This window comes from Nioella sp., assembly GCF_965215655.1.
Lineage (GTDB): Bacteria > Pseudomonadota > Alphaproteobacteria > Rhodobacterales > Rhodobacteraceae > Nioella.
Window position 1 is genome coordinate 1,976,046 of the sequence record NZ_OZ244111.1, and the last position, 26,463, is coordinate 2,002,508.

Annotated in this window: 29 protein-coding genes; 7 read left to right on the top strand and 22 right to left on the bottom strand. The window is 63.5% G+C overall.

Annotated elements, in window-relative coordinates:
- The first annotated feature begins 70 nt into the window (after positions 1 to 70).
- A complete protein-coding gene (locus ACOOEX_RS09905) occupies positions 71 to 697 on the top strand; it encodes a thiamine phosphate synthase (protein WP_420398233.1) in 627 nt (208 codons plus the stop codon).
- Here the strand turns inward: ACOOEX_RS09905 and ACOOEX_RS09910 are convergent.
- The 3 genes from ACOOEX_RS09910 to ACOOEX_RS09920 all read right to left on the bottom strand — a co-directional run bounded on the left by ACOOEX_RS09910 (position 678) and on the right by ACOOEX_RS09920 (position 2,611).
- Entirely contained in the window at positions 678 to 1,502 is an 825-nt protein-coding gene (locus ACOOEX_RS09910) for a lysophospholipid acyltransferase family protein (RefSeq protein WP_420398234.1), read from the bottom strand. The genes ACOOEX_RS09905 and ACOOEX_RS09910 overlap by 20 nt on opposite strands.
- On the bottom strand, positions 1,499 to 2,269 hold the full coding sequence (locus ACOOEX_RS09915; RefSeq protein WP_420398235.1) for a GNAT family N-acetyltransferase: 771 nt from the start codon (positions 2,267 to 2,269) through the stop codon (positions 1,499 to 1,501). Before ACOOEX_RS09915 ends, ACOOEX_RS09910 begins: the two co-directional genes overlap by 4 nt.
- Before the next feature lie 129 nt (positions 2,270 to 2,398).
- Positions 2,399 to 2,611, bottom strand: coding sequence for a DUF3553 domain-containing protein (locus tag ACOOEX_RS09920; RefSeq protein ID WP_306044200.1), 213 nt, complete (start codon positions 2,609 to 2,611; stop codon positions 2,399 to 2,401).
- On the opposite strand from ACOOEX_RS09920, the gene ACOOEX_RS09925 reads away from it, so the two are divergent.
- On the top strand, positions 2,597 to 3,226 hold the full coding sequence (locus ACOOEX_RS09925) for a histidine phosphotransferase family protein (protein WP_420398236.1): 630 nt from the start codon (positions 2,597 to 2,599) through the stop codon (positions 3,224 to 3,226). The two genes, ACOOEX_RS09920 and ACOOEX_RS09925, sit on opposite strands and share 15 nt — an antisense overlap.
- On the opposite strand, the gene ACOOEX_RS09930 is transcribed toward ACOOEX_RS09925, so the two are convergent.
- Genes ACOOEX_RS09930 through ACOOEX_RS09940 form a run of 3 tightly spaced genes read right to left on the bottom strand, consistent with a single transcriptional unit; the run spans position 3,223 to position 5,287 of the window.
- Positions 3,223 to 3,744 (bottom strand): gamma carbonic anhydrase family protein, encoded by a 522-nt coding sequence (locus ACOOEX_RS09930; RefSeq protein WP_420398237.1) that lies wholly within the window; start codon positions 3,742 to 3,744, stop codon positions 3,223 to 3,225. The genes ACOOEX_RS09925 and ACOOEX_RS09930 overlap by 4 nt on opposite strands.
- Complete coding sequence (gene gmk / locus ACOOEX_RS09935) at positions 3,741 to 4,394, bottom strand: guanylate kinase (protein WP_420398238.1); 654 nt, start codon at positions 4,392 to 4,394, stop codon at positions 3,741 to 3,743. The genes ACOOEX_RS09930 and gmk overlap by 4 nt, the downstream gene beginning before the upstream one ends.
- 2 nt (positions 4,395 to 4,396) lie before the next feature.
- On the bottom strand, positions 4,397 to 5,287 hold the full coding sequence (locus ACOOEX_RS09940; protein WP_420398239.1) for a YicC/YloC family endoribonuclease: 891 nt from the start codon (positions 5,285 to 5,287) through the stop codon (positions 4,397 to 4,399).
- Between the two features lie 144 nt (positions 5,288 to 5,431).
- Here ACOOEX_RS09940 and ACOOEX_RS09945 point away from each other — a divergent pair, with 144 nt between their 5' ends.
- On the top strand, positions 5,432 to 6,085 hold the full coding sequence (locus tag ACOOEX_RS09945; RefSeq protein ID WP_420398240.1) for a PAS domain-containing protein: 654 nt from the start codon (positions 5,432 to 5,434) through the stop codon (positions 6,083 to 6,085).
- Between the two features lie 115 nt (positions 6,086 to 6,200).
- On the opposite strand, the gene ACOOEX_RS09950 is transcribed toward ACOOEX_RS09945, so the two are convergent.
- Positions 6,201 to 7,571 (bottom strand): class II 3-deoxy-7-phosphoheptulonate synthase, encoded by a 1,371-nt coding sequence (locus tag ACOOEX_RS09950; RefSeq protein ID WP_420398241.1) that lies wholly within the window; start codon positions 7,569 to 7,571, stop codon positions 6,201 to 6,203.
- A 158-nt stretch (positions 7,572 to 7,729) separates the two neighbouring features.
- On the opposite strand from ACOOEX_RS09950, the gene ACOOEX_RS09955 reads away from it, so the two are divergent.
- The gene (locus ACOOEX_RS09955) at positions 7,730 to 8,719 is read left to right on the top strand and encodes a GlxA family transcriptional regulator (RefSeq protein WP_420398242.1); all 990 of its coding nucleotides are present in this window, start codon (positions 7,730 to 7,732) and stop codon (positions 8,717 to 8,719) included.
- 4 nt (positions 8,720 to 8,723) lie between these two features.
- Here the strand turns inward: ACOOEX_RS09955 and ACOOEX_RS09960 are convergent, their stop codons facing one another.
- Complete coding sequence (locus ACOOEX_RS09960; RefSeq protein ID WP_420398243.1) at positions 8,724 to 8,990, bottom strand: hypothetical protein; 267 nt, start codon at positions 8,988 to 8,990, stop codon at positions 8,724 to 8,726.
- Positions 8,987 to 11,785, bottom strand: coding sequence for a glutamine-synthetase adenylyltransferase (locus ACOOEX_RS09965; protein WP_420398244.1), 2,799 nt, complete (start codon positions 11,783 to 11,785; stop codon positions 8,987 to 8,989). The genes ACOOEX_RS09960 and ACOOEX_RS09965 overlap by 4 nt, the downstream gene beginning before the upstream one ends.
- Before the next feature lie 93 nt (positions 11,786 to 11,878).
- On the opposite strand from ACOOEX_RS09965, the gene ACOOEX_RS09970 reads away from it, so the two are divergent.
- Positions 11,879 to 12,349 carry a YbaK/EbsC family protein gene (locus tag ACOOEX_RS09970; RefSeq protein ID WP_420398245.1) on the top strand — a complete coding sequence of 157 codons (471 nt, stop codon included), beginning with the start codon at positions 11,879 to 11,881 and terminating at the stop codon, positions 12,347 to 12,349.
- On the opposite strand, the gene lpxB is transcribed toward ACOOEX_RS09970, so the two are convergent.
- The 13 genes from lpxB to pyrH form a co-directional block, all read right to left on the bottom strand.
- The gene (gene lpxB, locus ACOOEX_RS09975) at positions 12,346 to 13,515 is read right to left on the bottom strand and encodes a lipid-A-disaccharide synthase (RefSeq protein ID WP_420398246.1); all 1,170 of its coding nucleotides are present in this window, start codon (positions 13,513 to 13,515) and stop codon (positions 12,346 to 12,348) included. The genes ACOOEX_RS09970 and lpxB overlap by 4 nt on opposite strands.
- The gene (locus ACOOEX_RS09980) at positions 13,512 to 14,294 is read right to left on the bottom strand and encodes an LpxI family protein (protein ID WP_420398247.1); all 783 of its coding nucleotides are present in this window, start codon (positions 14,292 to 14,294) and stop codon (positions 13,512 to 13,514) included. Before ACOOEX_RS09980 ends, lpxB begins: the two co-directional genes overlap by 4 nt.
- A 5-nt stretch (positions 14,295 to 14,299) precedes the next feature.
- Entirely contained in the window at positions 14,300 to 15,100 is an 801-nt protein-coding gene (lpxA, locus tag ACOOEX_RS09985; protein WP_420398248.1) for an acyl-ACP--UDP-N-acetylglucosamine O-acyltransferase, read from the bottom strand.
- Between the two features lie 11 nt (positions 15,101 to 15,111).
- Positions 15,112 to 15,576, bottom strand: coding sequence for a 3-hydroxyacyl-ACP dehydratase FabZ (gene fabZ, locus ACOOEX_RS09990; RefSeq protein ID WP_071689944.1), 465 nt, complete (start codon positions 15,574 to 15,576; stop codon positions 15,112 to 15,114).
- 68 nt (positions 15,577 to 15,644) lie between these two features.
- Positions 15,645 to 16,220, bottom strand: a complete 576-nt coding sequence (locus tag ACOOEX_RS09995; protein WP_420398249.1) for an OmpH family outer membrane protein — start codon at positions 16,218 to 16,220, stop codon at positions 15,645 to 15,647.
- 9 nt (positions 16,221 to 16,229) lie between these two features.
- Positions 16,230 to 18,479, bottom strand: coding sequence for an outer membrane protein assembly factor BamA (bamA, locus tag ACOOEX_RS10000; protein WP_420398250.1), 2,250 nt, complete (start codon positions 18,477 to 18,479; stop codon positions 16,230 to 16,232).
- Between the two features lie 270 nt (positions 18,480 to 18,749).
- A complete protein-coding gene (locus ACOOEX_RS10005) occupies positions 18,750 to 18,875 on the bottom strand; it encodes a hypothetical protein (protein WP_281249823.1) in 126 nt (41 codons plus the stop codon).
- Between the two features lie 157 nt (positions 18,876 to 19,032).
- Positions 19,033 to 20,364, bottom strand: a complete 1,332-nt coding sequence (gene rseP / locus ACOOEX_RS10010; protein ID WP_420398251.1) for an RIP metalloprotease RseP — start codon at positions 20,362 to 20,364, stop codon at positions 19,033 to 19,035.
- Positions 20,361 to 21,545, bottom strand: a complete 1,185-nt coding sequence (dxr, locus tag ACOOEX_RS10015; RefSeq protein WP_420398252.1) for a 1-deoxy-D-xylulose-5-phosphate reductoisomerase — start codon at positions 21,543 to 21,545, stop codon at positions 20,361 to 20,363. Before dxr ends, rseP begins: the two co-directional genes overlap by 4 nt.
- A complete protein-coding gene (locus tag ACOOEX_RS10020; protein WP_420398253.1) occupies positions 21,542 to 22,363 on the bottom strand; it encodes a phosphatidate cytidylyltransferase in 822 nt (273 codons plus the stop codon). Before ACOOEX_RS10020 ends, dxr begins: the two co-directional genes overlap by 4 nt.
- Complete coding sequence (locus ACOOEX_RS10025; protein ID WP_420398254.1) at positions 22,360 to 23,085, bottom strand: isoprenyl transferase; 726 nt, start codon at positions 23,083 to 23,085, stop codon at positions 22,360 to 22,362. The genes ACOOEX_RS10020 and ACOOEX_RS10025 overlap by 4 nt, the downstream gene beginning before the upstream one ends.
- A 32-nt stretch (positions 23,086 to 23,117) precedes the next feature.
- Positions 23,118 to 23,684, bottom strand: coding sequence for a ribosome recycling factor (frr, locus tag ACOOEX_RS10030; RefSeq protein WP_420398255.1), 567 nt, complete (start codon positions 23,682 to 23,684; stop codon positions 23,118 to 23,120).
- A 47-nt stretch (positions 23,685 to 23,731) separates the two neighbouring features.
- On the bottom strand, positions 23,732 to 24,460 hold the full coding sequence (gene pyrH / locus ACOOEX_RS10035; RefSeq protein WP_420398256.1) for a UMP kinase: 729 nt from the start codon (positions 24,458 to 24,460) through the stop codon (positions 23,732 to 23,734).
- Positions 24,461 to 24,622: 162 nt separating this feature from the next.
- On the opposite strand from pyrH, the gene miaA reads away from it, so the two are divergent.
- Both miaA and ACOOEX_RS10045 read left to right on the top strand, forming a co-directional pair.
- Positions 24,623 to 25,495, top strand: coding sequence for a tRNA (adenosine(37)-N6)-dimethylallyltransferase MiaA (miaA, locus tag ACOOEX_RS10040; RefSeq protein ID WP_420398257.1), 873 nt, complete (start codon positions 24,623 to 24,625; stop codon positions 25,493 to 25,495).
- A 69-nt stretch (positions 25,496 to 25,564) separates the two neighbouring features.
- Positions 25,565 to 26,371, top strand: coding sequence for an AraC family transcriptional regulator (locus ACOOEX_RS10045; RefSeq protein ID WP_071689954.1), 807 nt, complete (start codon positions 25,565 to 25,567; stop codon positions 26,369 to 26,371).
- Positions 26,372 to 26,463: the final 92 nt, after the last annotated feature.

Here is a 26,463-nt window from a genome sequence, read left to right on the forward strand (position 1 = left end):
TGCAAGCGCCCCATTGTTCCCGACGCGGCGACCGGCTATCACCGCGCCAGCCTAGACGAAGGACAGACCCATGCCCCAGGACGCCCCCGAGCAGCCGCAGATCTACCTGATCACGCCGCCCGCCTTCGAAATCGACGCCTTCGCGCCGAGGCTCGCCGCCGTTCTGGACGGGGTCGAGATCGCCTGCCTGCGGCTGGCCCATGCCTCGACCGACGCCGATGAAGTGGCCCGCGCCGCCGATGCGCTGCGCGTCATTGCCCATGAGCGGGACGTGCCGATTGTGATCGAAAAGCATCTGGGCATGGTGGAACGGCTCGGGCTTGACGGGGTTCACCTGACCGATGCCGCCCGGTCCGTCCGCAAGGCCCGCAAGGAGTTGGGGGCCGATCCCATTGTCGGCGCGTTCTGCGGTGCCTCCACCCATGAGGGGATGACGGCAGGCGAAGTGGGCGCTGACTATATCTCGTTCGGTCCCGTGGGCGACAGCCCCCTTGGCGACGGCACCCGCGCCGAACATGACCTTTTCGCCTGGTGGTCGCAGATGATCGAGCTGCCCGTGGTGGCGGAAGGTGCGTTGACCGTCGATCTGGTGGCGCAGCTGGCCCCGGTCACGGATTTCTTCGCCATCGGGCAGGAGATCTGGAAGGCGGAGGATCCGCTGGCCGCGCTGAACGCCCTTACCGCGCCGCTTCGGTGAACCCCTGCCGGACGGCTTGTTCGCAGGCTGCCGCAAGGGATTTACGATCAGGGAAGTCCGAGACCCTTAGCGGCGGATGGTAGATCACGTCGACGCGCCCCTGCCGCCGGACGGCCAGCACCTTGAGCAGCCCATAGCCGAAGCCCATCTCGCCCCACCATCCGTAGAACCTCGGGTCTTCTCCCTGGGGCGCATGATAGCGCAGGGTGATGGGCTGAACGGTCAGGAACTCGCGCAAGGTCTCGGTGGTGAAGGCCGCGAAAAGCGTCGTCTTGAAGGGCAGAACCCTTTGTCCGTCGGTGCTGGTGCCTTCCGGGAAAAACAACAGGTGGTGGCCTGCCCGCAGCCGGTCCTCGAACACCTCCTGCTGTCGCTTTGCCTCGCGCCGGTCGCGGCGGATGAACACCGTGCCGGTGCCCCGCGCCAGCCAGCCGATGCCGGGCCAGCCGTGCACCTCGGACTTGGCAACGAAGTAGATGCGCTTGGACGCGTTCAGCACGAATATGTCGAGCCAACTGGAATGATTTGCCACATAGGCCCCGCGTTGCGGACTTGGCAAACCGCTCACATAACGCTTCAAACCCATCATCCAACAGGTTGAAATACAAACGAATTGCGTGATCCATGGGGTTATCGGGCGACGATAGCCCCAAATCCATTTCTCCGGCACCCGCAGGATCAGAAGCAGCGGAAAGCAGACCAGAAGAAGCAGGAAAACCGGCACGCCCCTGCGACCGGCCCTCAGCCACCCGGCAAGAGTAATGGGGCTGTCCACCGGCAGCTCGCCATCATCCCAGATCGTCACCGCCGCGCCCCTTTGGCATAGAGGCCGAACTGCTTCTGCGACACCCGCTTCACATCCATCAGCAAGCAGATATCAGTGGTGTTGAAGGGCCGGTCAATATAGGCCCCCTCGCCCACGAACCCGCCCATCTTGAGATAGCCCTTGATCAGCGCAGGTATCGCGCGGGCGGCGGCGACCCGGTCCAGATCGGGTTCGGCGATCAGGTCCATGCGCTGAAAACTGTCCTCGCGCGCGCGAACGCGGATGTCAGCAGGGGCAAGGTAGCGGTGATGCAGCAACGACAAGGGCGCAGCAAAGGCAGCGGCATCGGTTCCATGGAAGGATGCGACGCCGAACATCAGGTCGATCCCGTGATCCTCCACATAGGCCGCCAGCCCGTTCCACAGATGCAGCATCGCCGTGCCGCCGCGATAATCGGCGTGCACACAGGACCGCCCCAGTTCCAGCAGCCTGAGCGGACCCTGTTTCAGAACCGTCAGATCATATTCATCATCGCAATAGAACTGGCCTGCCGCGGCGGCCTGATCTTCTCGCATCACACGGTAGACGCCAATGCATTGATTGCCCTGCCGCGACCGATCCAGCAGCATCAGATGGTCGAAGTACGGATCGAACCTGTCCGCCTCCAGCCCGTTTGCGTGATCCACGAGGTCGCCATCGCCGCCCAGTTCCCGGATGAACACCTCGTAGCGCAGGGCCTGTGCAAGCCTCAGATCGGCCTCGCCTCGGGCCAGACGCAGTTCAAGCTGGGTGTCGTCAATCACCATGGGCCGCCCGCCAAGAAACCTGCGCGCGAGGTAAGCGATTGACCGGGCCAATGCAACCTCAAGCCCGACCCGTTAGGAAACTGTTAACCGCACGCGGGCTAGCGTTATCGGGCAGAAGATCCGAGGAGATCAGAACTCGATGACAAGGCCCACCCGTTCGCCATTGATCACCACCTTTCCGGCATTCTCGAAATTCACTGTGATCCGGCCCGCGATATTCGATTGCACCTGCCCCAGCCCCCAATCAGGCTGGCCGGGGTGGCGCACCAACATGCCAGGTTCCAGCATCGCGTTGAGATCATTGACCATTTCAGGGGGCCTTTCGTGATGGATGATCGCCATGATTTCCCCGTGCCGGATCTTGCCGAACTGGTGGGGTCGCGGCTCTGCCATGACCTTGTAAACCCGCTGTCAGCGATTTCCAACGGGATGGAGCTGATTGGCCTGTCCGGAACCCCGCGCACGCCTGAACTTGACCTGATCGGGTCCGCGATCGAGGACGCCATGGCGCGCATCCGCTTCTTCCGCGTGGCCTTCGGTGCAGCGCGGGCTGGCGAAACCCTGTCGGAACGTGAATTGCGCGAGATCGTGACCGCGATCTATGGCGGCGGTCGGCTGTCGGTGGAGTGGCAGGTGACGGGCGATCTGCCCCGGCAGGACGCGAAGCTCGCTTTCCTGCTGCTCAACTGTGCCGAGACGGCTCTTCCGCTTGGGGGCATCCTGACGGTTCAGCGCGACGGCGAGGAGTGGGACATCTCGGGCGAGGGTCGCAAGCTGTCCATCGACGCGGAGTTCTGGCAGGTTCTGGAGCAACCGATATCATCTGACCTACTGCCGCCGCCCTCTCGCGTCCAATTCGCCTTGCTGGCCAAGGAGGCCACAATCAGCGGAAGACGCGCCCTTTTATCGCTGTCCCCGGATGGACAGCAATTCACGCTGAGCCTAACCCGGGCCTAGCCCAAGGCGACCAGTCCCGCCCGGAATCGGCGCATATTCTGCCGGTAATGCTCGGCCGAGGCCAGCAGCCCGGCCTGTGCCGCCTCATCAAGCTGCCGCACCACCTTGCCCGGTGCGCCCATGACCAGCGAGAAATTGGGGATCTCCTTGTTTTCGGTGATCAGCGCCCCGGCCCCGATCAGGCAGCCTTTGCCGATCTTCGCCCCGTTCAACACCGTGGCCCCCATGCCGATCAGGCTGCCATCGCCGATGGTGCATCCATGCAGCATGGCCTTGTGACCGATGGTGCAATTCGCCCCGATCTGCAACGGACAGCCGGGATCGGTATGGAAGACGCAGTTTTCCTGCACGTTTGACCCTGCGCCGATTCGGATTTCCTCGTTGTCTCCGCGCAGGGTGCTGCCGAACCAGACCGAGGCGCCCTCTTCCAGCACCACCCGGCCGATCACGTTCGCATCGGGGGCGACCCAGGTATCCTCCGCGATCTCGGGCGCAACACCATCAAGGGCGTAAATCACTGTTCATCCTCCTGAAATTCGGATTGCAGCCCGCGCACGAAGCCCACCAGCCCCGGTTGCTGCGGCTGGCGCAGACGTTCGGCGCTGACAATGGTTTTCAACCGCTCGAAGGTCACGTCCAGATCGTCGTTGACCAGCACGTAATCATAACCATCCCAATGGCTGATCTCGTCCCAGCTTTTTTGCATCCGCTTCTGGATCACCTCGGGCGCGTCCTGCCCCCGGCTGACCAGACGGCGGCGCAGTTCCGCGATGGATGGCGGCAGCACGAAGATCGACAGCACATGGTCGCGCAAGGCGCTGGTCTTTATCTGCTGCGCCCCCTGCCAGTCTATGTCAAAGAGCACGTCGCAGCCGCTGTCGATGGCCTTTTTCACCGGCGCCATGGGCGAGCCGTAGAAATTACCGAAGACATGGGCGTGTTCCAGCATCGCGCCGTCCCGTACCATGTCCTTGAAGGCGGATTCACTGAGGAAATGATAGTCCTTCCCATCCACCTCGCCCGGTCGCGCCGCGCGCGTGGTGGCGGAAACCGAGAAGCTCAGGGAGGGATCCCAGTCCATCAACCGCTTGGCCAGCGTCGATTTTCCCGCGCCCGAGGGCGAGGACAGGATGATAAGAAGGCCACGGCGGCTGTCGGTCTGGGGCATGGTCACTCCACGTTCTGAACCTGCTCGCGCATCTGATCAATCGCGACCTTGAGGTCAAGGCCGGTCTGGGTCAGCGCCGCGTCGCTGGATTTCGAGCAGAGCGTATTGGCCTCTCGGTTGAACTCCTGCATCAGGAAATCGAAGCGCCGCCCGACCGGGCCATCGGCCTCCAGCAGCGCGCGAGCCGCCGGGATATGGGCATTTGCCAGACGATCAATCTCTTCGGTCACATCGGATTTGACCGCCTGCAGAGCCAGTTCCTGCGCCAGACGGTCCGGGTCCATCCCGTCGGCGGTGTTCAGGATCTTCCGCAAATTCTCCGCCAGCCGGTCCGCTGCCGTGCCTTTTCGGGCTTCGGCCTGCGCGGCGGCCTGTGCAACCAAAGGGTCCATCGCGTCGATCTGGTCGCTGAGCGTCTGGCGCAAAGCCGCCCCTTCCTCCGCGCGCGAGGCCAGGAAGGCTGCCAGCAACTCGTCGAACTCCGCCAGCAGGGTTTCATCGGACGGAAAATTCTCCTCCGCCGCGCCGCTGGCCATGACACCGGGCAGGGTCAGGATGCGGGCGGGATCGACGGGGCCGACGGGCAGGCCCTGCGCCTCGGCGCTGCGCTGCACATGGGACAGAGCCGACAGAGAGGCCAGCAAGGCCGCTTCGTCTATGGAGGCTGCCGCGCCGACGTCTTCCTTGCTGATCCGCAGATTCAGCGTCACCGAACCGCGGGCGATGGCTTTCTTCAGCCGTTCGCGCAGCATGATATCGAGCCGTCCCAACCGGTCCGGCAGACGCAGCCGCATATCCAGACCTCGGCCATTGACGCTGCGCAATTCCCAACTGCGCAAGATCCCGTCAGACGCCACATCGCGAGCGGCATATCCCGTCATCGAATTAACCACTTAAGCTTTTCCCCCCTGCTCGTCGAATTGTCCGGATGTTATTAAGGGTTGGGTAAGGATCTCCGGTTCAGCGTTAACACAAGTCAGGGTGCGACGCCAACGCCGGGCAGGGTCGTTTCGGGGGCGTGAGTGCAGGAGTGCAAGATGAAAACCTGTTCGGAACAGCCACGAAACGTGGTGCCGCTTTGGCACCGCAAGGATCATCAGATGGGATCGGTTGTAGGCACCGTCATGACCCATTGGACCAGCCTCCGGCGCAATGGCGGCATTCCCCGGCGTGCCGATCTGGACCCTCAGGCACTGGCCCCGGCATTGCCCAATGCCTTCCTGCTGGAATGTCCGCGCCCCGATGCGGTACGGTTTCGGCTGGCCGGTCAGCATCTTCATCACACGATGGGGATGGATGTCCGGGGTATGCCCTTGCGGGCGTTCTTCGAAATCCCGGACCGTAAACGCTTGATGGAAAGGGTCTTTCAGGTTTTCTCCGACCCCGCTGTTCTGGATCTGGAGCTTGTGTCCGACGCGCAGGGCCGGGCGGTTCTGGAAGGCCGCATGTGCCTGATGCCGCTCACTGGACCGGAGGGACGGATCAGCCGCGCGCTAGGCGTGCTGGTCACCGACGGGCTGGTCGGCCTTCCGCCACGCCGCTTCCGCATTCGCCATCAAAGCCTGACACGTCTGGCCGGCCGCCCTGACAGCACTGGCGCGACCCCGATCCAACCCGGTCAATCCGCCGAACCAGCCCGACCGTTTCAAAAGCGCCCGACCTTGCGGCTGGTTCAGGGTGGATTGAGCTGACCCCATACCAGGTTCGTTAACCTCGATCCGAGCCAGCTCCAGGTGACATGGTTAACGACAACGCCCCGGAACCGATCAGGCTCCGGGGCGTTTCAGTTCAGGCGTTAACCTTGTCTCAACCCGCCGCTGCGGCTGCCTTGCGGCCATCGCGGCTCAGTTCTTCGGCGACGAGGAAGGCCAGTTCCAGCGATTGCGAGGCGTTGAGACGCGGGTCACAGGCCGTGTGGTAACGGTCGGACAGGTCCTCATCCGTCACCGCCCGCACACCGCCGGTGCATTCGGTCACGTCCTTGCCGGTCATCTCGAAATGCACACCACCGGGCACAGTGCCCTCGGCGCGATGGATCGCGAAGAACTCCTGCACCTCGCGCAGCACCGAATCGAAGGGCCGGGTCTTGTAGCCGGAGGCCGCCTTGATCGTGTTGCCGTGCATCGGATCGCAGGACCAGACCACATTCGCACCCTCGGACTGAACCGTCTTGATCAGACGCGGCAGGTGATCGCCCACATTGCCCGCACCGAACCGCGCGATCAGGGTCAGGCGGCCCGCCTCGTTCTTGGGGTTCAGCTTGGCCATCAGCACCTTGAGATCGTCCTCGGTCGTGGTAGGGCCGCATTTCAGGCCAATGGGGTTCTGCACGCCGCTAGCAAATTCCACATGCGCGCCATCGGGCTGGCGGGTGCGGTCGCCGATCCAGATCATATGGCCGGACCCTGCCACCGGCAGGCCAGAGGTCGAATCAATCCGGCACAGCGCCTCTTCGTATTCCAGAAGCAGCGCCTCGTGGCTGGTGTAGAAATCCACGGTGCCAAGCTGATGCGCGGTTTCCGAGTTCAGACCGGCGGCGGTCATGAAATCGAGCGCGTCAGAAATCCGGTTCGCCATATCCCTATACCGGTCAGCGTCATCCGCATCGGTAAAACCGAGCGTCCAGCTATGGACCCGGTGGATATCGGCAAACCCGCCCTGGCTGAAGGCGCGCAGTAGGTTAAGCGTGGCCGCTGCCTGCGTATAGGCCTGCAACATCTTCTGCGGGTTCGGAAGACGGGCGGCTTCGGTGAAATCCAGCTCGTTGATGATGTCGCCACGGTAGGAAGGCAGTTCCACCCCATCCTTGACTTCGGTCGGCGCGGAACGGGGCTTGGCGAACTGGCCCGCCATGCGACCGACCTTGACCACGGGCACCTTGGCACCAAAGGTCAGCACCACGGCCATCTGCAACATGACCTTGTAGGTGTCACGGATGGAATCGGCGGAAAATTCGGCAAAGCTTTCGGCGCAGTCCCCGCCTTGCAGAAGGAACGCCTCGCCGCGCGAAACGGCGGCAAGCTGGCTGCGCAGTTTCCGGGCCTCACCTGCGAAGACAAGCGGCGGATAGCTGGCAAGTTGAGCCTCGACCGCTGCCAATGCTTCCGCATCGGGATAGTCGGGCATCTGAATCCGCGGCTTCGCGCGCCAATCCGATTTCGTCCATGCCTGTGCCATAACGCAACTCCTGTCAGTGTCAGACCTTGCTTATAGGGCGGAGAAAAGCGGGGGCCAATGCGAAATTCGTCCCTTCAGGGGATTGCGAAACGCAAAAAATGGTGGTTTCGCTAGAAAAAGCGGCAAAACCAATCCGGCCGCAAAGGAGAAATAGCGCAATGGTCACTCTGCTTCATGGCGTCCCCCGCCAACCCCGGCGCTTTATCTTCGTATTGCTCGATCAGTTCACCCTGCTCAGCTTCGCCGGGGCGGTCGATACGTTGCGGATCGCCAACCGGCTTGGGGGGGCTGACCTGTACAAGATCCTCTATGCAGGCGAAGAAGGCGACGAAGTGCAATGCAGTTCCTATGCGCGGATCAAGCTGCATATAAATTTCGAAGAGCTCAACCGCGAGGACACGATTGTCATTTGCGGCGGCATCGACGTGCAGAAGGCCACCACCAAGAAGCTGATCAACTGGCTGCGCCGCGAGGCCCGGCGCGGGGTGACCATTGCGGCGCTTTGCACCGGGGCCTATGCCATGGGCAAGGCCGGGCTGCTCGATGGCAAGCGGGCCACGATCCACTGGGAAAACCAGGACAGCTTTTCCGAGGAATTCGAAGAGGTGAAGCTGACCAAATCGGTCTTCGTGATTGATGGCAACCGGATGACCACGGCGGGCGGGACGGCCTCGATCGACCTTATGCTGACGATCGTGGCCAATGACCATGGCGAGGAATTGGCCAGTCAGATCGCCGATCAGCAGATCTACACCTCTATCCGCACCGACCAGGACTCGCAGCGCCTGTCGATCCCGACCCGGATCGGCGTGCGACATCCCAAACTGAGCCAGGTCATCCGGATGATGGAACAGAACCTGGAGGAACCAATCAGCCCGTCAACCCTTGCCCACGAGGTCGGCATGTCGACGCGGCAGCTGGAACGGCTGTTCCGCCGGTATCTGAACCGAAGCCCCAAGCGCTATTACATGGAACTGCGCCTGCAAAAGGCGCGCAACCTGTTGATGCAGACGGATATGAGCGTGATCAACGTGGCGCTGTCCTGCGGCTTTGCCTCGCCTTCGCATTTTTCCAAATGCTACCGCGCGCATTACGACACTACGCCCTACCGCGAACGCGGGGCGCAATCGACGCGGGTGAAAGACTGATCGCTCAGCCCTGCCCGACCCGTCCGGCACGCCCGCCCCTGCGTTTTGCAGCGGGGGGATTGGCCAATCCCTGTTCGAGGACTGCCGTCATCGGATGATCCGGCGCATCGGTCCGGTAGCGGTCCAGCAGCGTCCGGATATGCGGCAGCGGGTCGGGGTCCGTGAGGCTCAGCGCCCAATCCATGAAGATCGAGCGGCATTCGCCATTGGTGATTCCCTCGATCCGGTAGGCTTCCCGGATCAGGTTCTTGGGGTCGCTTGCATCTTTCATCGGGCTTCCTCCCTGCGTGGCGGATGGGCCAGCGCTGCGTTGATGATAGCCTCACAACGGGCACGCAGGCTCTCGGCTTTCGCGGCCAATTCAGCGCCGTCTGCGACACCGGCTTCGCGGGCGATAAAGCTGCGCCCGCCCGATCCGATTTCGTCCAGATCCAGACGGCGGTCGGTCAAGAGCCGCGTGGCGTGATTCAGGCGGCCATAGAGGTGATGGGCCGCAGCAAGGGTGCGCGCGTCATCCGCACTGATCCAGCCGATGGACACGCCCGCCTCCAACTGGCCCTCCACGTCGCGGGCGGGCACACCGGCAATCAGCGCGGCGGTTTCGGCCAGCAGTTCCACGTCCTTCATCCGTCCGGGGCCTTCCTTGGCATCCAGCCCCTCGCCCACACGCCCCGCCGCCGCAAGCCGGTCGCGCATGTCCTGCGCATCCGCGACGATCTTCACCGGATCGCGCGGCGTGGTCAGAACCTCCATCCGGATCGCCTCGATATCGGCGCAGAGGCTGGCATCGCCGGCCGCGGGCCGCGCGCGGGTCAGCGCCAGATGCTCCCAAGTCCAGGCCTCGGTCATCTGGTAATGGCGGAAGCCTTCGAGCGCCGTCGCCACCGGCCCCTGACGGCCAGAGGGGCGCAGGCGCATATCCACGTCATAGAGCTTACCCTCGCCCGTCGGCGCGGTCAGGGCGGTGATCAGCGTCTTGGTCGCCTTGGCAAACCAGCCGCGCGGGTCGAGCGGGCGGCGCCCGTCCGTGAACTCCACATCGCCTGGATCGTAGATCACCAGAAGGTCGAGGTCAGACCCCGCCGTCAGCCGCCCGGCCCCAAGGCTGCCCATGGCCACAACCGCGCCACCGCGACCGGGGGCTGGCCCATGACGGCGCGCGACCTCGTCGCAGACGCGCGGCCAGAGCGCCCGCAGGATCACTTGCGCCAGCATGGAATACTCTGCGCCTGCTTCCTCGGCATGAATCAGCCCACGCAGATGATGCACGCCAACGCGGAAATGCCATTCCTTCAGCCAGCGGCGGGCGGTGTTCAGAACGCCTTCGTAATCCTGCCCCTCAAGCTGCGCCTCCAGATGCGCCGAAAGGGTGTCCCGATCCGGCCAGCCCGCAAAGAAATCTCCACCGATCACCGCGTCCAGAACCCCGGAATTGCGCGACAGGTAACGCGAAAGGCCGGGGGCGGTGCCGCAGATATCCACAATCAGATCGACAAGCGGCGGGTTGGCCTCGAACAGCGAGAAGAGCTGCACCCCGGCAGGCAGGCCCCTGAGAAACCCGTCAAAGTTGCCAAGCGCCTCTTCGGGGCGAGGGGTGGCGGCGAAGCGGGCCAGCAGATCGGGCTTCAACCGGGCAAAGATCGCCTGCCCCCGCGCTGATCGCAACGCCGGATACCCGGGCCAGCGGGCGACGATTTCCTCGGCGGTTTCGGACAGGTCCGGCAGGTCGGTTTCGGCTTTCTCGGGCTTGAAGAACGGTTCGCAAAGCCGGTCAACCTCAGCCAGCCGGTCGCGCAGCACTGTGCGAAAGGCTATTGTATCGTCCTCACCACAGAACCGCGCCAGCCGCTCGATCCCTTCATCCGAGTTGGGCAGCAAATGGGTTTGCGCGTCATTGATCATCTGAACGCGGTGTTCGATCTCTCTATGCAGGCGATAATGCCGGGTCAGCCGGTCGCGCACATCCGCCTCGATCCAGCCCTTCTCGGCCAAAGCCGCCAAAGCCGGAACCGTGCCGCGGCAGCGCAGGTCCGGGTCGCGCCCGCCGGACACGATCTGCCGGGTCTGGGCAAAGAACTCGATCTCTCGGATGCCTCCCGCGCCAAGCTTCATATTGTGGCCTTCCAGCGTGATCGGCCCATGCAGCCCCTTGTGACGGCGAATCTTCTCGCGCATCTCGTGGGTGTCCTGAATGGCGGCAAAATCCAGGTGCTTGCGCCAGACGAACGGGGTGAGGGTGTTCAGAAACCGCTCCCCCGCCGCGATATCCCCCGCGCAGGGCCGGGCCTTGATATAGGCCGCGCGTTCCCAGTTGCGGCCCTCGGCCTCGTAGTAGCGTTCGGCGGCGGCCATCGAGATACAGACGGGCGTGACAGATGCATCCGGGCGCAACCGTAGATCGGTGCGGAAGACATAGCCATCGCGGGTCACATCTGCGAGGGCAGAGGTCATGCGGCGGGTCACCTTGATGAAGCTTGCCCGTGCCTCCATCTCATCGCCCGGCTCAAACCGGGTTTCGTCGAACAACACGATGAGGTCGATATCGGACGAGTAATTCAGCTCGCCCGCGCCCATCTTGCCCATGGCCAGCGCCACCATGCCCGCGCCTGTTTCCGCGTCTTCTTCGGTCATGCCGGGGATCTTGCCACGCCGCGCCTCCGCCGCGACCAGCCGCCGAATGGCCACATCAACGGCGGCATCGGCGAAATCAGTGAGCAAGCCGGTCACCTGTTCCAGAGGCCAGACGCCCCCCAGATCAGCCAGTGCGGCATAGAGCGCCACGCGGCGTTTCAGCCGACGCAGCTCGGGGGCCAGATCACTCGCGCCTATGGTGCCCGTGTCCAGCAACAGTCCCCGGCGCACTTCCTCCGGGTCCTGTGTCAGCGCCTCGGACAGCCAGTTCTTTTCCTTGCCAATGAGGCTGAGCAGGTAAGGGCTGCACCCCCCTGTTCCCTCGATCAACGGGCGCAGCTCGGGGGTCAGATCGGGCAGATGCGCCAAGGCGTCGGCCCCGCGATCGGGGTCGAAGGGAATGGGATGACGGGTCAGGCGGGATGCAAAGCTCATGGCCCCTGTGATGGCGGGCGGCTTCGGTTTCGTCAATTGCTTGCACGTCGCAGGGGGACCGGGCAACAAGGGGCCGGAACAGGAGAGACGGATATGAGCAAGAGCCTCAAGCGCGTGGTCAGGGCATTGCAAGAGGCCGGGCTGGCCGCCGATGTGATGGAAATGGATGGCAGCACACGCACGGCTGCGGAAGCGGCGGATCAGGCGGGATGCGAGATCGACCAGATCTGCAAGTCGGTCATCTTCCGTGGGGAAGACAGCGGCGCGGCGCTTCTGTTCATCACGGCTGGCGGCAATCAGGTGGATGCGGCCAAGGCCAGCGCTTTGGCCGGCGAACCGCTTGGCAAGGCCGATGCGGCCTTGATCCGGGCGCAGACGGGTTTTGCCATTGGGGGCGTGGCCCCCGTGGGTCACCTGAACCCGATCCGGGCGTGGTTCGATCCTCGCTTGTCCGATTTTTCCCAGGTCTACGCGGCGGCGGGCACCCCGCGCCATATCGTGCCCGTCGCACCCGCTGACCTCTTGCGCCTGACCGAAGCTGTCATGGCGGATTTCACAGCCTAGAGATGCGCCAGAACGGACCGGGCCGCGCGCAGGCCCGGTGACTCGCCCCCTGCCCCGATGCGGTCCATCGTCAGGGCCATTGCCTCGATCTGCGCCGCGCGCGTGCCTGTGTCGGTCAGCAGCTTCTCCAGCGCCGGAACGATCAGCTCGGGGCGGCAATCCGGTGATAGGAAGTCGGGCACATGGCGGGTGTCGGACACCAGATTGACCAGCGTCACCGTGTCGATCAGCGCCGCGCGTTTCATCAGGAAGAACGACAACCGGTTCATGTCATAGGCCACGACCATTGGCGTTGCATTGGCGGCCAGTTCCAGCGACACAGTCCCGGAGGCCGCAAGCGCCACGTCAGCGGCGCGGAAGGCCGCGCGCTTGTCGGTGGCGTAGCTGTCGGGGGCGTCGCTCGGGTCCAGCAGGATCGGCCTGATAGTCCAGCTTTCAAGGGCTTCCCGCAAAGCCGGTGCCACATGGGCCACCGTCGGCAATACAGCCTGCACCCCCGGCACACGCGCCGAAAGCTGCGCCAGAACCTCGCCGAAGACCGGGGCCAGCCGCGCGACCTCGCTGCGCCGCGATCCGGGCAGCATCAACAGCAAGGGCGCGTCAGGGGCGATGTCGTAACGGGCGCGGAAGGCGGCGGCCTCGGCCTCACTCGCCACCGGCTCGTTCACCACCGGATGGCCGACGAAATCGCAGGTCATGCCTGCGGCCTCCATATAGGGCGGCTCGAAGGGCAGCAGGGCCAGCACGTGATCCACATGCCGCGCCATCTTGGCCGCGCGACCCGGTCGCCACGCCCAGACCGACGGCGCGACGTAATGCATGGTGCGGATATGCGGCGCAGCCTCGCGCACCTGACGGGCCACGCGCAGGCAGAAATCGGGGCTGTCGATGGTGATCAGCGCAGCGGGGTTCAGCGCCACGATCGCCTCTGCCGCCTGCCGTTTCAGTGCAAAGAGATGGCGCAGCTTGGGCAGCACCTCTGCAATGCCCATGACCGCCAGTTCCTCCATCGGGAACAGGCTGTCCAACCCCTCGGCCTGCATCAGTGGCCCGCCGACCCCGTGAAAAATTACGTCCGGGTGAAGCTCTTTGACCCCCCGCATCAGTGCGGCCCCTAGCCTGTCGCCGGACGTCTCTCCCGCAATCACGAAGAGCGTTAAGGTCATGGCGCGGCCCAAAGCGCGATGCCGGACGCCTCACAGGCCGTTTCCACCGCGTCGCGATCCAGGATCAGAACCGATCCGGCGGCGATCTCTATCCCGGACAGCCCGGCCTCTGCGGCCTTCATCACGGTCGAGGGGCCGATAACGGGCGTGTCCATGCGCAGATCCTGCCCCGGCTTTGGCCGCTTGACCAGCACCCCGCCCGAACCGGGCAGCGACATGCCGACAAAGCGCAACATGGCATCGGTGCCCTGCAGCGTTTCAATGCCGATGACCTGACCCTTTGCCGCAACAGCGCCCTGCCCCACATCCAGCGGTCCGAGCGCCTCCAGAACGGACCGGGCCCGCGCGGCATCGCGCAGTTGCGCGTCCGACGCGTCGCCGCTGATCGGACCTTCCGCCGCCACAAGATCGGGGCGCAGGTCCAGTGCCCCCACCACGCGAAACCCCTGTTCCTCGAAGATTGCTGCAATGGTGCGCAGAAGCGTATCGTCCCCCTGCGCCATCGCCCCGGCCACGCGCGGCATCAGCGCCATGGTTTCCGGGTCCATCACCGAGGGATCGAAGGCCGGACGACTGAGCGCCCCGGCAAAGGCCAGTTCCTCGACGCCCGCCGCGCGCAGATCCGCGAACAGCGCCCCGAACTGTTCGAACCGCGCCGGGATGTCGGGCGCGTCGAGCGGTTCGCCTTCGACGCCAGCCAAGCGCACGACATGGGCGGACCCCGCCTGTAACAGCAGCCCCGGTAGCGCACCCGATCCTGCGATGATTGCCCGCGCCACGCCGATTACCTCGGCGTCAGGAAAGACCGGTCGGTCTGACCCATGATGAATTCGACGATCTGGATGACATGGGGCGAGTCCGGGTTGTCCTCTGACAGCCGCCGGGCGCGATCCATGAAGGTGCCCTCGCCCTGCGCCAGTTGCTGGAAGGCCGCGCGCAGCGCGGTGATCTCGGCCCTATCGACGCCCCGGCGTTTCAGGCCGACAAGGTTCAGCCCGTCCAGTTCCCCGCGCGGGCCTTGCACCAGCCCATGGGGGATCACGTCATTCGTGACCATGCTGAGCGCGCCGATGATGGCGCCCTTGCCGATCCGCACCCACTGGTGAATGCCACAGAGCCCGCCGATGATCACGTCATCCTCGATCACGCAATGGCCCGCAACGGCGGCGGAGTTCACCACAATCACCCGGTCCCCCACCTGGGCGTCATGGGCAATGTGGCAGCCCGCCATGAACAGCCCGTCATCCCCGATCCGCGTGATGCCGCCACCGCCCTCGGTGCCGCAATTCATCGTCACATGCTCGCGGATGCGGTTGCGCCGGCCGATGATCAGCCGGGTATTCTCGCCCTTGAATTTCAGATCCTGCGGGATCTCTCCGATCACGGCGAAAGAAAAGACAGTGGTCTCATCCCCGATCTCGGTCTGGCCGGTCACGACGACATGGGGTTTCAGCACCACGCCACGCCCCAGAACAGCTTGCGAGCCGACCACGCAGAACGGGCCGATCTGGCAATCGGGCCCGATACTGGCACCCGGTTCGATCACGGCCGAGCTGTGAATCTCGGCACTGGCATCAATGGCCATGGGACGCTCTCCTAGGCGGGCAGATCCATCATCGCGGTAAATTCGGCCTCACAGGCCAATTCGCCCTCGACCTCGGCGCGGCCCGAGAATTTCCAGACCTTGCCGCCGGGCTTGCCGCGAATGACCGAGACATGCAGTTCCAGCACGTCGCCGGGGCCCACCTTGCGGCGAAACTTCACCCCGTCGATGCCCATGAAATAGACCAGCATGTTCTTGTCAGCGAGGTCGGCGGACACACCCACCATGATCGCCGCGGCCTGCGCCATCGCTTCGATGATCGTGACGCCCGGCATGATCGGCACACCGGGAAAATGGCCCTGAAAATGCGGCTCGTTCATGGTGACGTTCTTGATGCCCACGGCGCTTTTGAACGGAACGATGTCGCGCACTTTGTCCACCAGAAGGAACGGGTAGCGATGCGGGATGATCCGCTGGATCAGGTCGATATCGGCGGTGGTGGGCGTGTCGGCCGTCATGGGGCTGCGATCCTTCTTGTTTACCTGTCTTGGTGGTAGCAATTCGGGCCGGGGCCGACAAGCAGCGCTTACGGGGCGCTTGAGTTGACCTGGTCGAGGATCGGCTCTTCTCCGCCATCGCCAAGCTCGGCATTGACGCGTTGTAGCGCCATATCCGTGACATCACCGCCTTCGGCCACATAGATGACCACGCGCGAATCAAGTACCGCTGCTGCGCCGATATCGTTGAGCAGACCGCTCAGAATGGGGGTGATCAGTTCGAAGAAGAGCTGCTCTGCCCCGTCGGCCTGTGCCCGAAGACGGCGCAGACGTTCGGCCTGAACCGCGCGGATTTCCTCGGCCCGCCTGTCGAAATCCTCGGCCAGCGGGCGGAATTCCTCGGCACTCATGGTGGCACGCTGTTCGGTCAGGGATTGCTCTTCTTCCAAAAGCGCCGTTTCCAGTTCGCGGTTCTGGCGCGACAGGGCGCTAGAGGCCTCCGCCAGTTCTTCCTGGACGCGCTGCCCAAAGAGAGAGTCCGAGAACAGCCGCTCCTGATTGAGAATGACGATTGGCGGCCCGTCGATCCTGCCAATGGACAGCGGCTGTGCGAAAGCTGGCCCGGAAAGGGCCAGCAAGGCAAGACTTATCAGGATCAGGCGCATGGCCTGGCTTCAGAACCGTGCTTCAACGGTGAAGTCAAAGCTGCGGGTCCGGTCGTATTCCTGCGCGTCCAGAACGTGGCTGAAGTTGAAGCGCAGCGGCCCGATCTGCGTATCCCAGAAGATCGAAACCCCAACCGTCTGACGGATATGCATGTCGTCATCGACCACGCCGCCAAGGGTGTTGTCGAGACCCCAGACAGAACCGATGTCGTAGTACAGACCACCGGTGATGCCGTATTCCTCGGGCAGGCCAATCGGGAAGGCGGTCTCGAAACGGGCCGCGAAGTAGTAGTTGCCGCCCAAGGCATCTGCCGCAGTTCCGGCGTCGGTCAGGTCACGGGGACCAACCCCATTGCCCTCGAACCCGCGCAGCTGACGCGAATTCAAGCCGAAGCGGTCGATCCGGCGGCTGTTGCCGGACAGCATGTTCAGCGCGCCGCCTTCCAAAGTGGCCCGCAGCGACACCTCTTCGCGCATGATCGTGGTTTCCGCCACCATCGCAGCCGTCGTGCGGATGTACTCGTTATCCCCGCCAAGCCCGGCAAAGTCCTGCCCGAAGCTGAAGCTGAAGCCGGCATTCGGGTTCAGGCCGGTGCCAAGTGTGCTGTAGCTGTAGGTATAGCCCACGGAGGATGTCAGGCGAGAGCCTTCCTCGGCCTGAAGGATCGCAGATGAGGTTGCCGGTACATCGAAAATCCCATCATCGGAGATCCGGTAGTTCAACGCCAGGCGGCTGTTTTCGGTCAGCGGGAAGGACACCGAGGGGCTGAATCCGATGCTACGGGTGTTATAGCTCGCGTTTTGCTGGCTGGTGGTTGTGTAATACGCGGCCAGGCCAAGTTGCAGATCGCGGCCCAGGAAAGCCGGTTCCGTGAAGGAGAAGTTGAAGCTCCGGGACCCTTCGGACGTATCGAACCCGAAGCGCAGTGCCTGACCACGTCCAAGGAAGTTGTTTTCAGAGAAGTTGACGGCCAGTCCGACACCGGTATCGGTCGCGAAGTTCACGCCAAATCCGAGCGATCCCGTCGGTTGCTCAACCACATCCACGTCAAGGATCACCTGATCGGGGGTCGAGCCCGGGCGGCTTTGCACCGTCGCATCCGAGAAGAACCCAAGGGCACGGATACGCTCTGCGCTTTGCCGGATCTCGCGGGGGTCGAGCGGATCGCCTTCGGCGCTGCGGAACTGACGGCGGATCACCCGGTCGAGCGTCGTCGCGTTGCCTTCAATGTCGATGCGCTCGACGAACACGCGGTCGCCGCGGGTGATGACGAACTCGATATCGAGGGTCAGGTCCGCATCGTTGCGGGTGACACGCGGTTCAACCCGGACGAACCGCAGCCCCATGCTGGAGGCGAGATTTTCCATCCGCGTGATCGTGTTGTCCACCAGCCGGGGCGAATAGGTCACCCCAGGGCGCACGGCGATCGTGTCCTGGAAGGGCTGCGCATCCACGTCGGCGATCTCGCTGACGGTGGTGATTTCCCCGAACGAGAAGCTCTGCCCTTCACGGATGTTGAATGTGATGAAATAGGCGTTGCGTTCGCGCGCCAGTTCCGACGTGACGCTTTGAACAGTGAAGTCGATATAACCCCGCTCGCGGTAGAAGTCGGTTAGCAATTGCTGATCGAAGGCCACGCGGTCGGCCACGAAGGTGTCAGACCCGATCAGCTGCCGGAAGATGCCGGCCTGCGTGCTTTCCATGACCCGGCGCAGACGGCGGTCGCTGAAGTCACGGTTGCCGACGAAGGTAATGCGCTCGGTTTCCACGACGCGGCCCTCGGTCACTTCGAAGACCAGATCGACGCGGTTCTCATCGCGGCGGATGATGACGGGGGTCACGGTGGCGGTCAGGCGGCCCTGCAACCGATAGGCTTCGGTGATGGACGCGGCATCCTGTTCCGCCTGCGAGGGCGAATAGACGCGACGCGGCTGCGAGGTGACGACCGTCATCAGCATATCGTCTTCGAGCCGGCGGTTGCCCTCGATATTGATGCGGTTGATCGTCGGGTATTCCTGCACGATGGCCACCAGACGCGATCCGCGCGGATCAAGTTCCGCGCTTTCGAACAGGCCCGAGTTCTGAAGGCGCTGATAGGCATCGTTCAACTGCGCGGCCGTGATCGTCTGGCCTGCGGGGATGTCGAGAAAGGCAAGGATCGTGGCAGGATCGACACGGTCATTTCCTTCGACGGCGAAAGACGTGAACCGGTAGGTCTGCGCATTGGCGTTGCCGGGAAGCAGAATCAGCCCGGCCATCAGCACCGCAAGAACGGCAGCAAAATGCCTGAATCTACCGGAAAATCCCGTTTTCACATACATCGAATCCGCCCCGCCAAGTATCTAAGCTACCGAAAGCTCTATCGCGCACGGGTAGGCTTGTCAAAACGCGTTAACCCACGGTGTAGGAGTTATTTCCGACCGTGGCACAAGATATACATAATTCGGGGTGGAATCGCAAAACCGGCAGCCAATCGGGATGCCGGTTTACAGATGTTCGGAAGGGCCAAAACCCTGAAAGCGTGACAATCAGAGCGTGACCAGCCAACCGGCCACGGTCAACGCGCCGACGATCATCACCGGCACAAGGAAGCGGTCGATATTGACTTCCACAAAGAAGCTGAAGCTGCGGTAGCTTTCGTTGATCATTCTCATTGGTCTCGCCTCGGTCTGCGTCTTGGGGCGCATGGCCCCTTGCAGATCCAAGACTCGCGCTCAATTTGGGCGCGAATGCGGCACCGCCTTGACGCTTTTGCGAATTGTTAAGCTTTTGCAGCCATATACCTGCGACAGCCTGTCCCGCCCTGCCCGATTACGGGCAGAACAGGTCGTTCGTCAGCGCAAACAGCATCAGCGACAGGATCAGCGTCAGCCCAACCGTCATGAAAATGCGCATCGCCTTGTCCGAGGGCGGGCGTCCTGTAACGGCCTCAAACGCGTGGAACAGAAGATGGCCGCCATCCAGCACCGGGATCGGGAACAGGTTCAGCAGGCCAACGGCGGTGGACAGCACTGCCACAAACCAAAAGAAGCTTTCCAGCCCCTGACTGGCCGCCGCGCCCGAGGTTTCGGCGATACCGATGGGGCCTTGCAGGTTGCAGCTGGAAATCGCGCCGGTGATCATGTGCCAAAGACCCGACAGCGAGGTCTGGATCACGTTCACGACCGTGGCAGCGCCGCCGGTTATGGCCGGGCCAAGGCCCACGCGGGTGATCTCGGGGTCGAAGAACAGCCCGCCCGTGACGCCGATTAGCCAGCGGGTTTCAAACCCCCCTTCGGGCGACGGCAAGTCCATGCGACGCGGGGCAAGGGTGATGTCGATCATCTCGCCATCGCGCCAGACCTCCAGCGCCAATTCCGCCCCTTCAGAGGCTTCCACAGCGCTGCGCAACTGTTCAAAGGCATAGACCGGCTCGCCGTTGATGGTGCGGATCACATCGCCCCGTTCCAGCCCGGCATCCATCGCGGCAGATCTTGGCGTGACGCTGTCCACCACGGGAATCAGCGGAAAACTGGCATCGAGGCTCAGATCGTCGCCATCGCGCTGAATGTCATATGTCAGAGTTTCCGCGGGCGGCAGCGTGCGGCCGAGCTCGAACACATCGGCCAGGGTATCTACCGCCTCCCCCTCAATGGCGGTGATCAGATCTCCCCGCTGCAAAAGCTGCATCTCGGACGGCATCGGGCGCAGATCGCCCACCACCGGATCCTCTGACGCCTGCCCCGACAGCATCATCACGCCCGCAAAGATCAGGATCGACAGGATGAAATTGAACACCGGCCCCGCCGCCACGGTCGCCGCCCGCGCCCAAAGCGGCGCGCCATGCATCGACCGGCGGCGTTCCTCGGCATCCAGCGCATCGACCGCCGCCGCATCCTTGCCCGAAGCCGCATCCGCATCGCCCAGGAATTTCACGTAGCCGCCGAAGGGCAGAGCCGCGACCTGCCACTTGGTGCCATGCCGGTCGACCCGCGAAAACAGCACAGGCCCGAAGCCGAGCGAGAACACTTCCGCATGAATGCCCGACCAGCGCCCCACGATGTAATGGCCATATTCATGGATCGCGACGATGATCGACAGCGCCGCCACGAAGGCCAGAAGGGTAAAGGCAAAGCCACCGAAGGTGGGGATTAGGTCGGTCACGCGGTCTGCTCCTGTCTGCTGTTGGCCAGGTCTTCTGCCCGTACCCTCGTCAGATGGTCGGTTTGCAGCACTGTCTCAAGGCTGTCCATGGCATCGGTAAGGCGAATTTCGCGCGACATCGCGTCAAGTGTCGCCTCGACCAGCCCGGCCATGTCGGTAAACCGGATGCGCCCGGCGATGAAATGATCCAGCGCCACCTCTTTCGCGGCGTTGAACACGGCCCCTGCCCCGCCACCGGTTGCCATGACCTGCCGCGCAAGCCGGAGCGCCGGAAAGCGGGTCTCATCGGCGCTGCGAAACTCCAGCGTGACAAGCTTGGCAAGGTCGATCCGCTCCACCGGCAGATCGCGCCTCTCGGGCCAGTGCAGCGCGTAGCCGATGGCATGGCGCATATCGGGCGCGCCCAGATGGGCCATCAGCGCCCCGTCAGAGAATCCCACCAGAGCATGCACGATGCTTTGCGGATGAATGACCGTGTCGATCTTTTCGGGCGCGATGTCGAAGAATTCGCGCGTTTCGATCAGCTCCAGCGCCTTGTTGAACATCGAGGCCGAGTCGATGGTGATCCGCTGGCCCATGTCCCAGTTGGGATGCGCGCAGGCGTCCGCGACGGTGGCCTGGGCCAGCCGGTCCAGTGGCCAGTCGCGCAACGCGCCACCCGATGCGGTGATGATCACCCGTTCGACAGCGGCCATATCCTCGCCCACCAGCGCCTGAAACGCAGCGGAATGTTCACTGTCCACGGGCAGGATGCGGGCGCCATGGGCACGCGCCTCCGCCATCAGCAGCGGCCCGGCGGTCACAAGGCTTTCCTTGTTGGCCAGCGCCAGCGTGCGGCCATGGCGCAGCGCGTGAAAGCCGGGGGCAAGCCCCGCCGCGCCGACAATCGCGGACATGGTCCAGTCGGCGGGCCGGTCGGCGGCCTCAATGAGCGCCTCGGCCCCGGCGGCCACGGCGATGCCAGTGCCGGACAACGCCTCTCGCAACGCGGGCAGGCAGTCATCGAAACAGGTCACGGCAATTTCGGCGTTGAATTCCCGCGCGTCGGCGGCCAACTGCTCCACATTGCGCCCGCCGGTCAGCGCCACGACGCGATACGCCTCCAGATCGCGCCGGACAAGGTCGAGCGTGCTTTGCCCGATCGACCCGGTGGCCCCGAAGATGCTGACCGAGCGGCTCACATCAACAGGCCCCCGACCGTGGCCATGGCCAGCGTCGCAACCGCGCCAGCGCCGGTCATGCCGTCGAACCGGTCCAGCACCCCGCCGTGGCCGGGAATGAGGTTCGAGGCATCCTTGACCCCCACATGCCGCTTGATCGCGCTTTCCACCACATCGCCCATCTGCGAGGCGAGCGACAGGAGCGGCGCGATGATCAGCACCATCACGGGCTCAAATCCCAGAAGGCCCCAGGCGACAGCGGCGGAGGCGATCCAGCCCGCAATGGTGCCCGACCAGGTCTTCTTGGGGCTGACCTGCGGCCAGAATTTCGGCCCGCCAATGATGCGGCCCGCGAAATAGCCCGCGATATCCGTGGCCACCACGACGCCGACAAGGAAGGCCACGAAGATCAGCCCATACATGACCCGCAGATAGAACATGCCCGCCACCGCGAAGAGGAAGAACATGCCGTAAAGGACGAAGATCCAGCGATTCTGCGGTGTGACCGTCTGCACCCCGCCCCAGATCGCCAACCCCAGGAATGGCACGATCCAAGGGGTCAGAAAGATGGAGTCGAGGAAGCCCTCCCCCGTGGCAAAGGTGAAGATCTGCGCCACGCAGGTCGCCAGCACAGCCGTTGCCGCCAGCCCCCCCGCGCGGATCGGGGTCTCGCCGCCAAGCAGGCGATGCAACTCCCAGATACCGAAGCCGCCGAGCGCCACCAGCCCGAGAAGCAACGGATAGCTGCCCACATAGATCAGTCCGAAACCGACAGCGGCCAGCGCCACACCCGAGACCACGCGCGGCCCCAGATCGCCCCACTTGCCCGCGCCGCTCATGCCTTCACCGCACCGAAGCGTCGGTCACGCTGGCCGTAGCGGACCAGAACCTTGGCGAATTCCTCGGACGAGAAATCGGGCCAGAGCGTGTCGATGAATTCATACTCCGCATAGGCCGACTGCCAGAGCAGGAAGTTGGAAATCCGCGCCTCTCCGCTGGTGCGGATCACCAGATCGGGGTCAGGCAGATAGCAGGTATCGAGGTAACGCGGCAGGGTTTCGCCATCGACATCCTCGGGCTTCAGCTTGCCCGCCGCCACATCCTGCGCCAGCCGCTTGGTGGCGCGCGCCACCTCGTCCCGGCCACCGTAATTCAGCGCAATGGTCAGATTCACGGCGGTGTTTTCGGCGGTCAGCAATTCCAGATTGTCCATCATGTCCTGAAGCCGAGGCTCCAGCCGGACCCGGTCACCGATGAACCGGACGCGGACATTCTTCTGATGCAGTTCTTGCGCCTTGTTGGTGATGAAGCGCTTGAACAGGCGCATCAGCCCGGCAACTTCCGTCTGGGTGCGCTTCCAGTTCTCGGTCGAAAAGGCAAAGATCGTCAGATACTTGACGCCAAGCGGTGTGCAGGCTTCAACGATTTCCTGCACCCGGCGCGCCCCGGCATGGTGGCCCACCAGACGCGGACGTCCGCGCTGCTTGGCCCACCGTCCGTTGCCATCCATGATGATCGCCACATGGCGCGGGGTTTTGCTTGACTGGTCCTTCGGGGCCATCGGCCTTCCCCACCGGGCGATCACACAGGTCCTCAGACCTGCATGATCTCTTCCTGTTTCGTCGCGAGAAAGGCGTCAACCTTGGCGATATGGGCGTCGGTGAGATCCTGCACTTCGCTTTCCCATAGCTTCTGGTCGTCCTCGGACATGCCGTCGGCCTTGGCCTTCTTGATCTGATCCATGCCGTCACGGCGCACATTGCGGATCGCAACGCGGGCGTGTTCGGCGTAGTTTCCGGCCACCTTGGTCAGTTCGCGGCGACGTTCCTCGTTCAATTCCGGGATCGGCAGCATGATGATGGTGCCGTTCATTTGCGGATTAATGCCAAGGCCGCTTTCACGAATAGCCTTTTCCACCTTGTTCACCATCGACTTGTCCCAGACATTGATGGTGACCATGCGCGGTTCGGGCACGTTCACCGTGCCCACCTGGTTGATCGGGGTCATCTGGCCATATGCCTCGACCTGCACCGGCTCCAGCATGGCAGCCGACGCGCGGCCCGTGCGCAGCGATGCGAATTCCGTTCTGAGGGACGCCAGAGCGCCATCCATCCGGCGGCTCAGATCGTCCAGATCAATCTCGATATCGTCCTCGGACATGCCCGTTACTCCGTCAGGTCTTGATCGTTAAGGGGGTTCTACCGCGTTCACTGCACCTTTGTATAGGTGCCTTCCCCGGCGAGAATGCCTTTGAAGCCGCCGGGCTCATCCAGGCTGAAGACGATGATCGGCATGTCATTCTCGCGCGCGAGCGCAATGGCAGAGGCATCCATGACCCCCAGATGCTGCGCCAGAACGTCGTCATAAGAGATCGTGTCATAGCGCGTCGCATCGTCATGCTTGACCGGGTCCTTGTCATAGACCCCGTCCACCTTGGTGCCCTTGAAGATCGCCTGGCAGTTCATTTCATTGGCGCGCAGCGTCGCGGCGGTGTCGGTGGTGAAATAGGGGTTGCCGGTGCCGGCGGCGAAGATCACCACGCGCTTTTTCTCCAGGTGGCGCACGGCGCGGCGGCGAATGTAGGGCTCGCAGACCTGATCCATGGGAATGGCGCTGATCACACGGGTGTGGATGCCCAGTTTCTCCAACGCGCCCTGCATCGCCAATGCGTTCATGACCGTGGCCAGCATGCCCATGTAGTCGGCCGTTGCCCGCTCCATCCCCTGTGCGCTGCCCTGAAGACCGCGGAAGATGTTGCCGCCGCCGATGACCATGCAAATCTCGACCCCCATGGAATGCACCGACTGCACTTCCTTGGCGATGCGTTCGACGGTCGGCGGGTGCAGCCCGTATCCCTGATCGCCCATCAGCGCCTCTCCCGAGATCTTCAGCATGACGCGGGAATAGGCGGGTGCGGGCGCGGTGTCGGAGGGCATGGCGAATCCTTGATTGGTCTGGGCATGGCTGACGCAAGGGGCAGCACCAGTTTGGGCTGCTTTGCGACCGGGGGCAACATGGCCTAAATAACAGGCAGGTTCAACGGGCAATCAGCCTTGTCCTGAAACCGGAAAGTAACATCAGGAACGGCGTTTAGAGCATTGATAAACATAAATTCCCTCTCCACGGAGAAGCCGATTCTGATTGCCGGGCCAACCGCATCGGGCAAAACCGCCCTAGCGCTGGAAATCGCTGCGCGTCACGGCGGACGGATTATCAATGCCGATGCGCTACAGGTCTATGACGGCTGGCGTGTCCTGACCGCACGCCCTTCCCCCGAAGAGGAAGCCGTCGCACCGCATGCTCTGTTCGGTCATGTGCCGTTCGATGCCGAGTATTCGACCGGCCATTGGCTGCGCGAAGTGGCTGCGCTGCTGTCGGAGGGGCCGCGCCCGATCATCGTGGGTGGCACCGGGCTTTATTTCACCGCCCTGACCGAAGGGCTGGCCGATATTCCCGCCACCCCGCCCGAGATCAGGGCAAAGGCCGACGCAATGACGGCAGAGGCCATGCTGGCGGAGCTTGACCGCGAGGATCCAGAGATTGCCAACCGGATCGACCGGCAAAACCCGATGCGCATTCAACGGGCCTGGGAAGTGCTGCGCGCCACCGGGCGGCCGCTTTCCGCCTGGCAGGCCGAGACGCCGGCGCCCGTGCTACCGCTTTCAGAGACGCAGCCCCTGCTGTTGGACGCGGACCGCGATTGGCTGGCAGAGCGAATCGAGCGGCGCTTCGACCTGATGCTGGCGGGCGGTGCACTGGAGGAGGCCCGCGCGCTTGAACCGGTCTGGCACCGCGCGGCGGGCGCAAAGAAAGCCATTGGCGGGCCGGAGCTGATTGCCGTCATTCGCGGAGAGACGACTTTGCAACAGGCACGCGAAGCCGCCATCATCGGCAGCCGCCAATACGCCAAGCGGCAGCGCACGTGGTTCCGCGCCCGGATGGGCAACTGGCAGGCGATCCCCCTGCCCTGACCCAAGCCAGAGGCGATTTCGCCACGAGGTCACTTTCCTTGCTGCGCTTCTGCGCCTAGGCTTCGCGCCATGACACAGGTGTATCGCGTCACATCGCTGGCCAAACTGCGCAGCGCTGCCCCTTGGCGGCATGCGACCCTGCATTCGCATCCGCGACCGCAGCTTTTCTGGTTCACGCGCGGCCAGGGCCGGTTTTCCATCGGGGCGGTGACGCGGGGCTACGGGCCAAATACAGCGGTGTTCATCCCGGCCTCGACGATATTGTCGCTGGAGATTTCCGGCCAGGTCCAGGGCGAGCTTCTGGAACTGCCGCTGGACCCGTCTCTGAACCTGCCGACCGTTCCCTTCCACATCCGGGTGACGAGCGTCGAGGCGCAGTCGCAGTTTTCGGGCTATCTCGACAAGATCGAGCAGGAAATCGCCGCTCATGCGGCCGCACGGGACGAAGCCCTGCGCGCCTATGGGTTGCTGGTGTCGGTCTGGATCGCCCGTCAGTTAACCATCCATGACGGCAGCATCCTGCGCGACCGGACCCATGTTCTGGCCGAGAAATACGCAGCCCTCGTCGAACGCGGGTTTCGCAGTGGCAAAGGGGTCGCGGATTATGCGGAACAGCTCGGGGTGACGCCGACGCATCTGTCGCGCATCTGTCGCGATGCCTCGGGCCGTCCGGCCCTTGCCATTCTGCAGGAACGCATTGTCCACGAAGCCTGCAAGATGCTGGTCGATTCCGACATGGCCGCGCGCGATATCGCCTCGGAACTCGGGTTTTCGTCGGCCGCCTATTTCACCCGCGCGTTCTCGAAACTGACCGGGCGAACCCCGTCGGAGTTCCGAAAGCTTCCCCCGGCTCAACAGATTCTCGTGACCGGCTGACCTGTCGCCCTTTCGGCAATGCTGCAGGTGCATGCGGACGATCGCAAAGCACATGTCGCATTTCAACATTCCGCATGTCGCAAAATGACAAA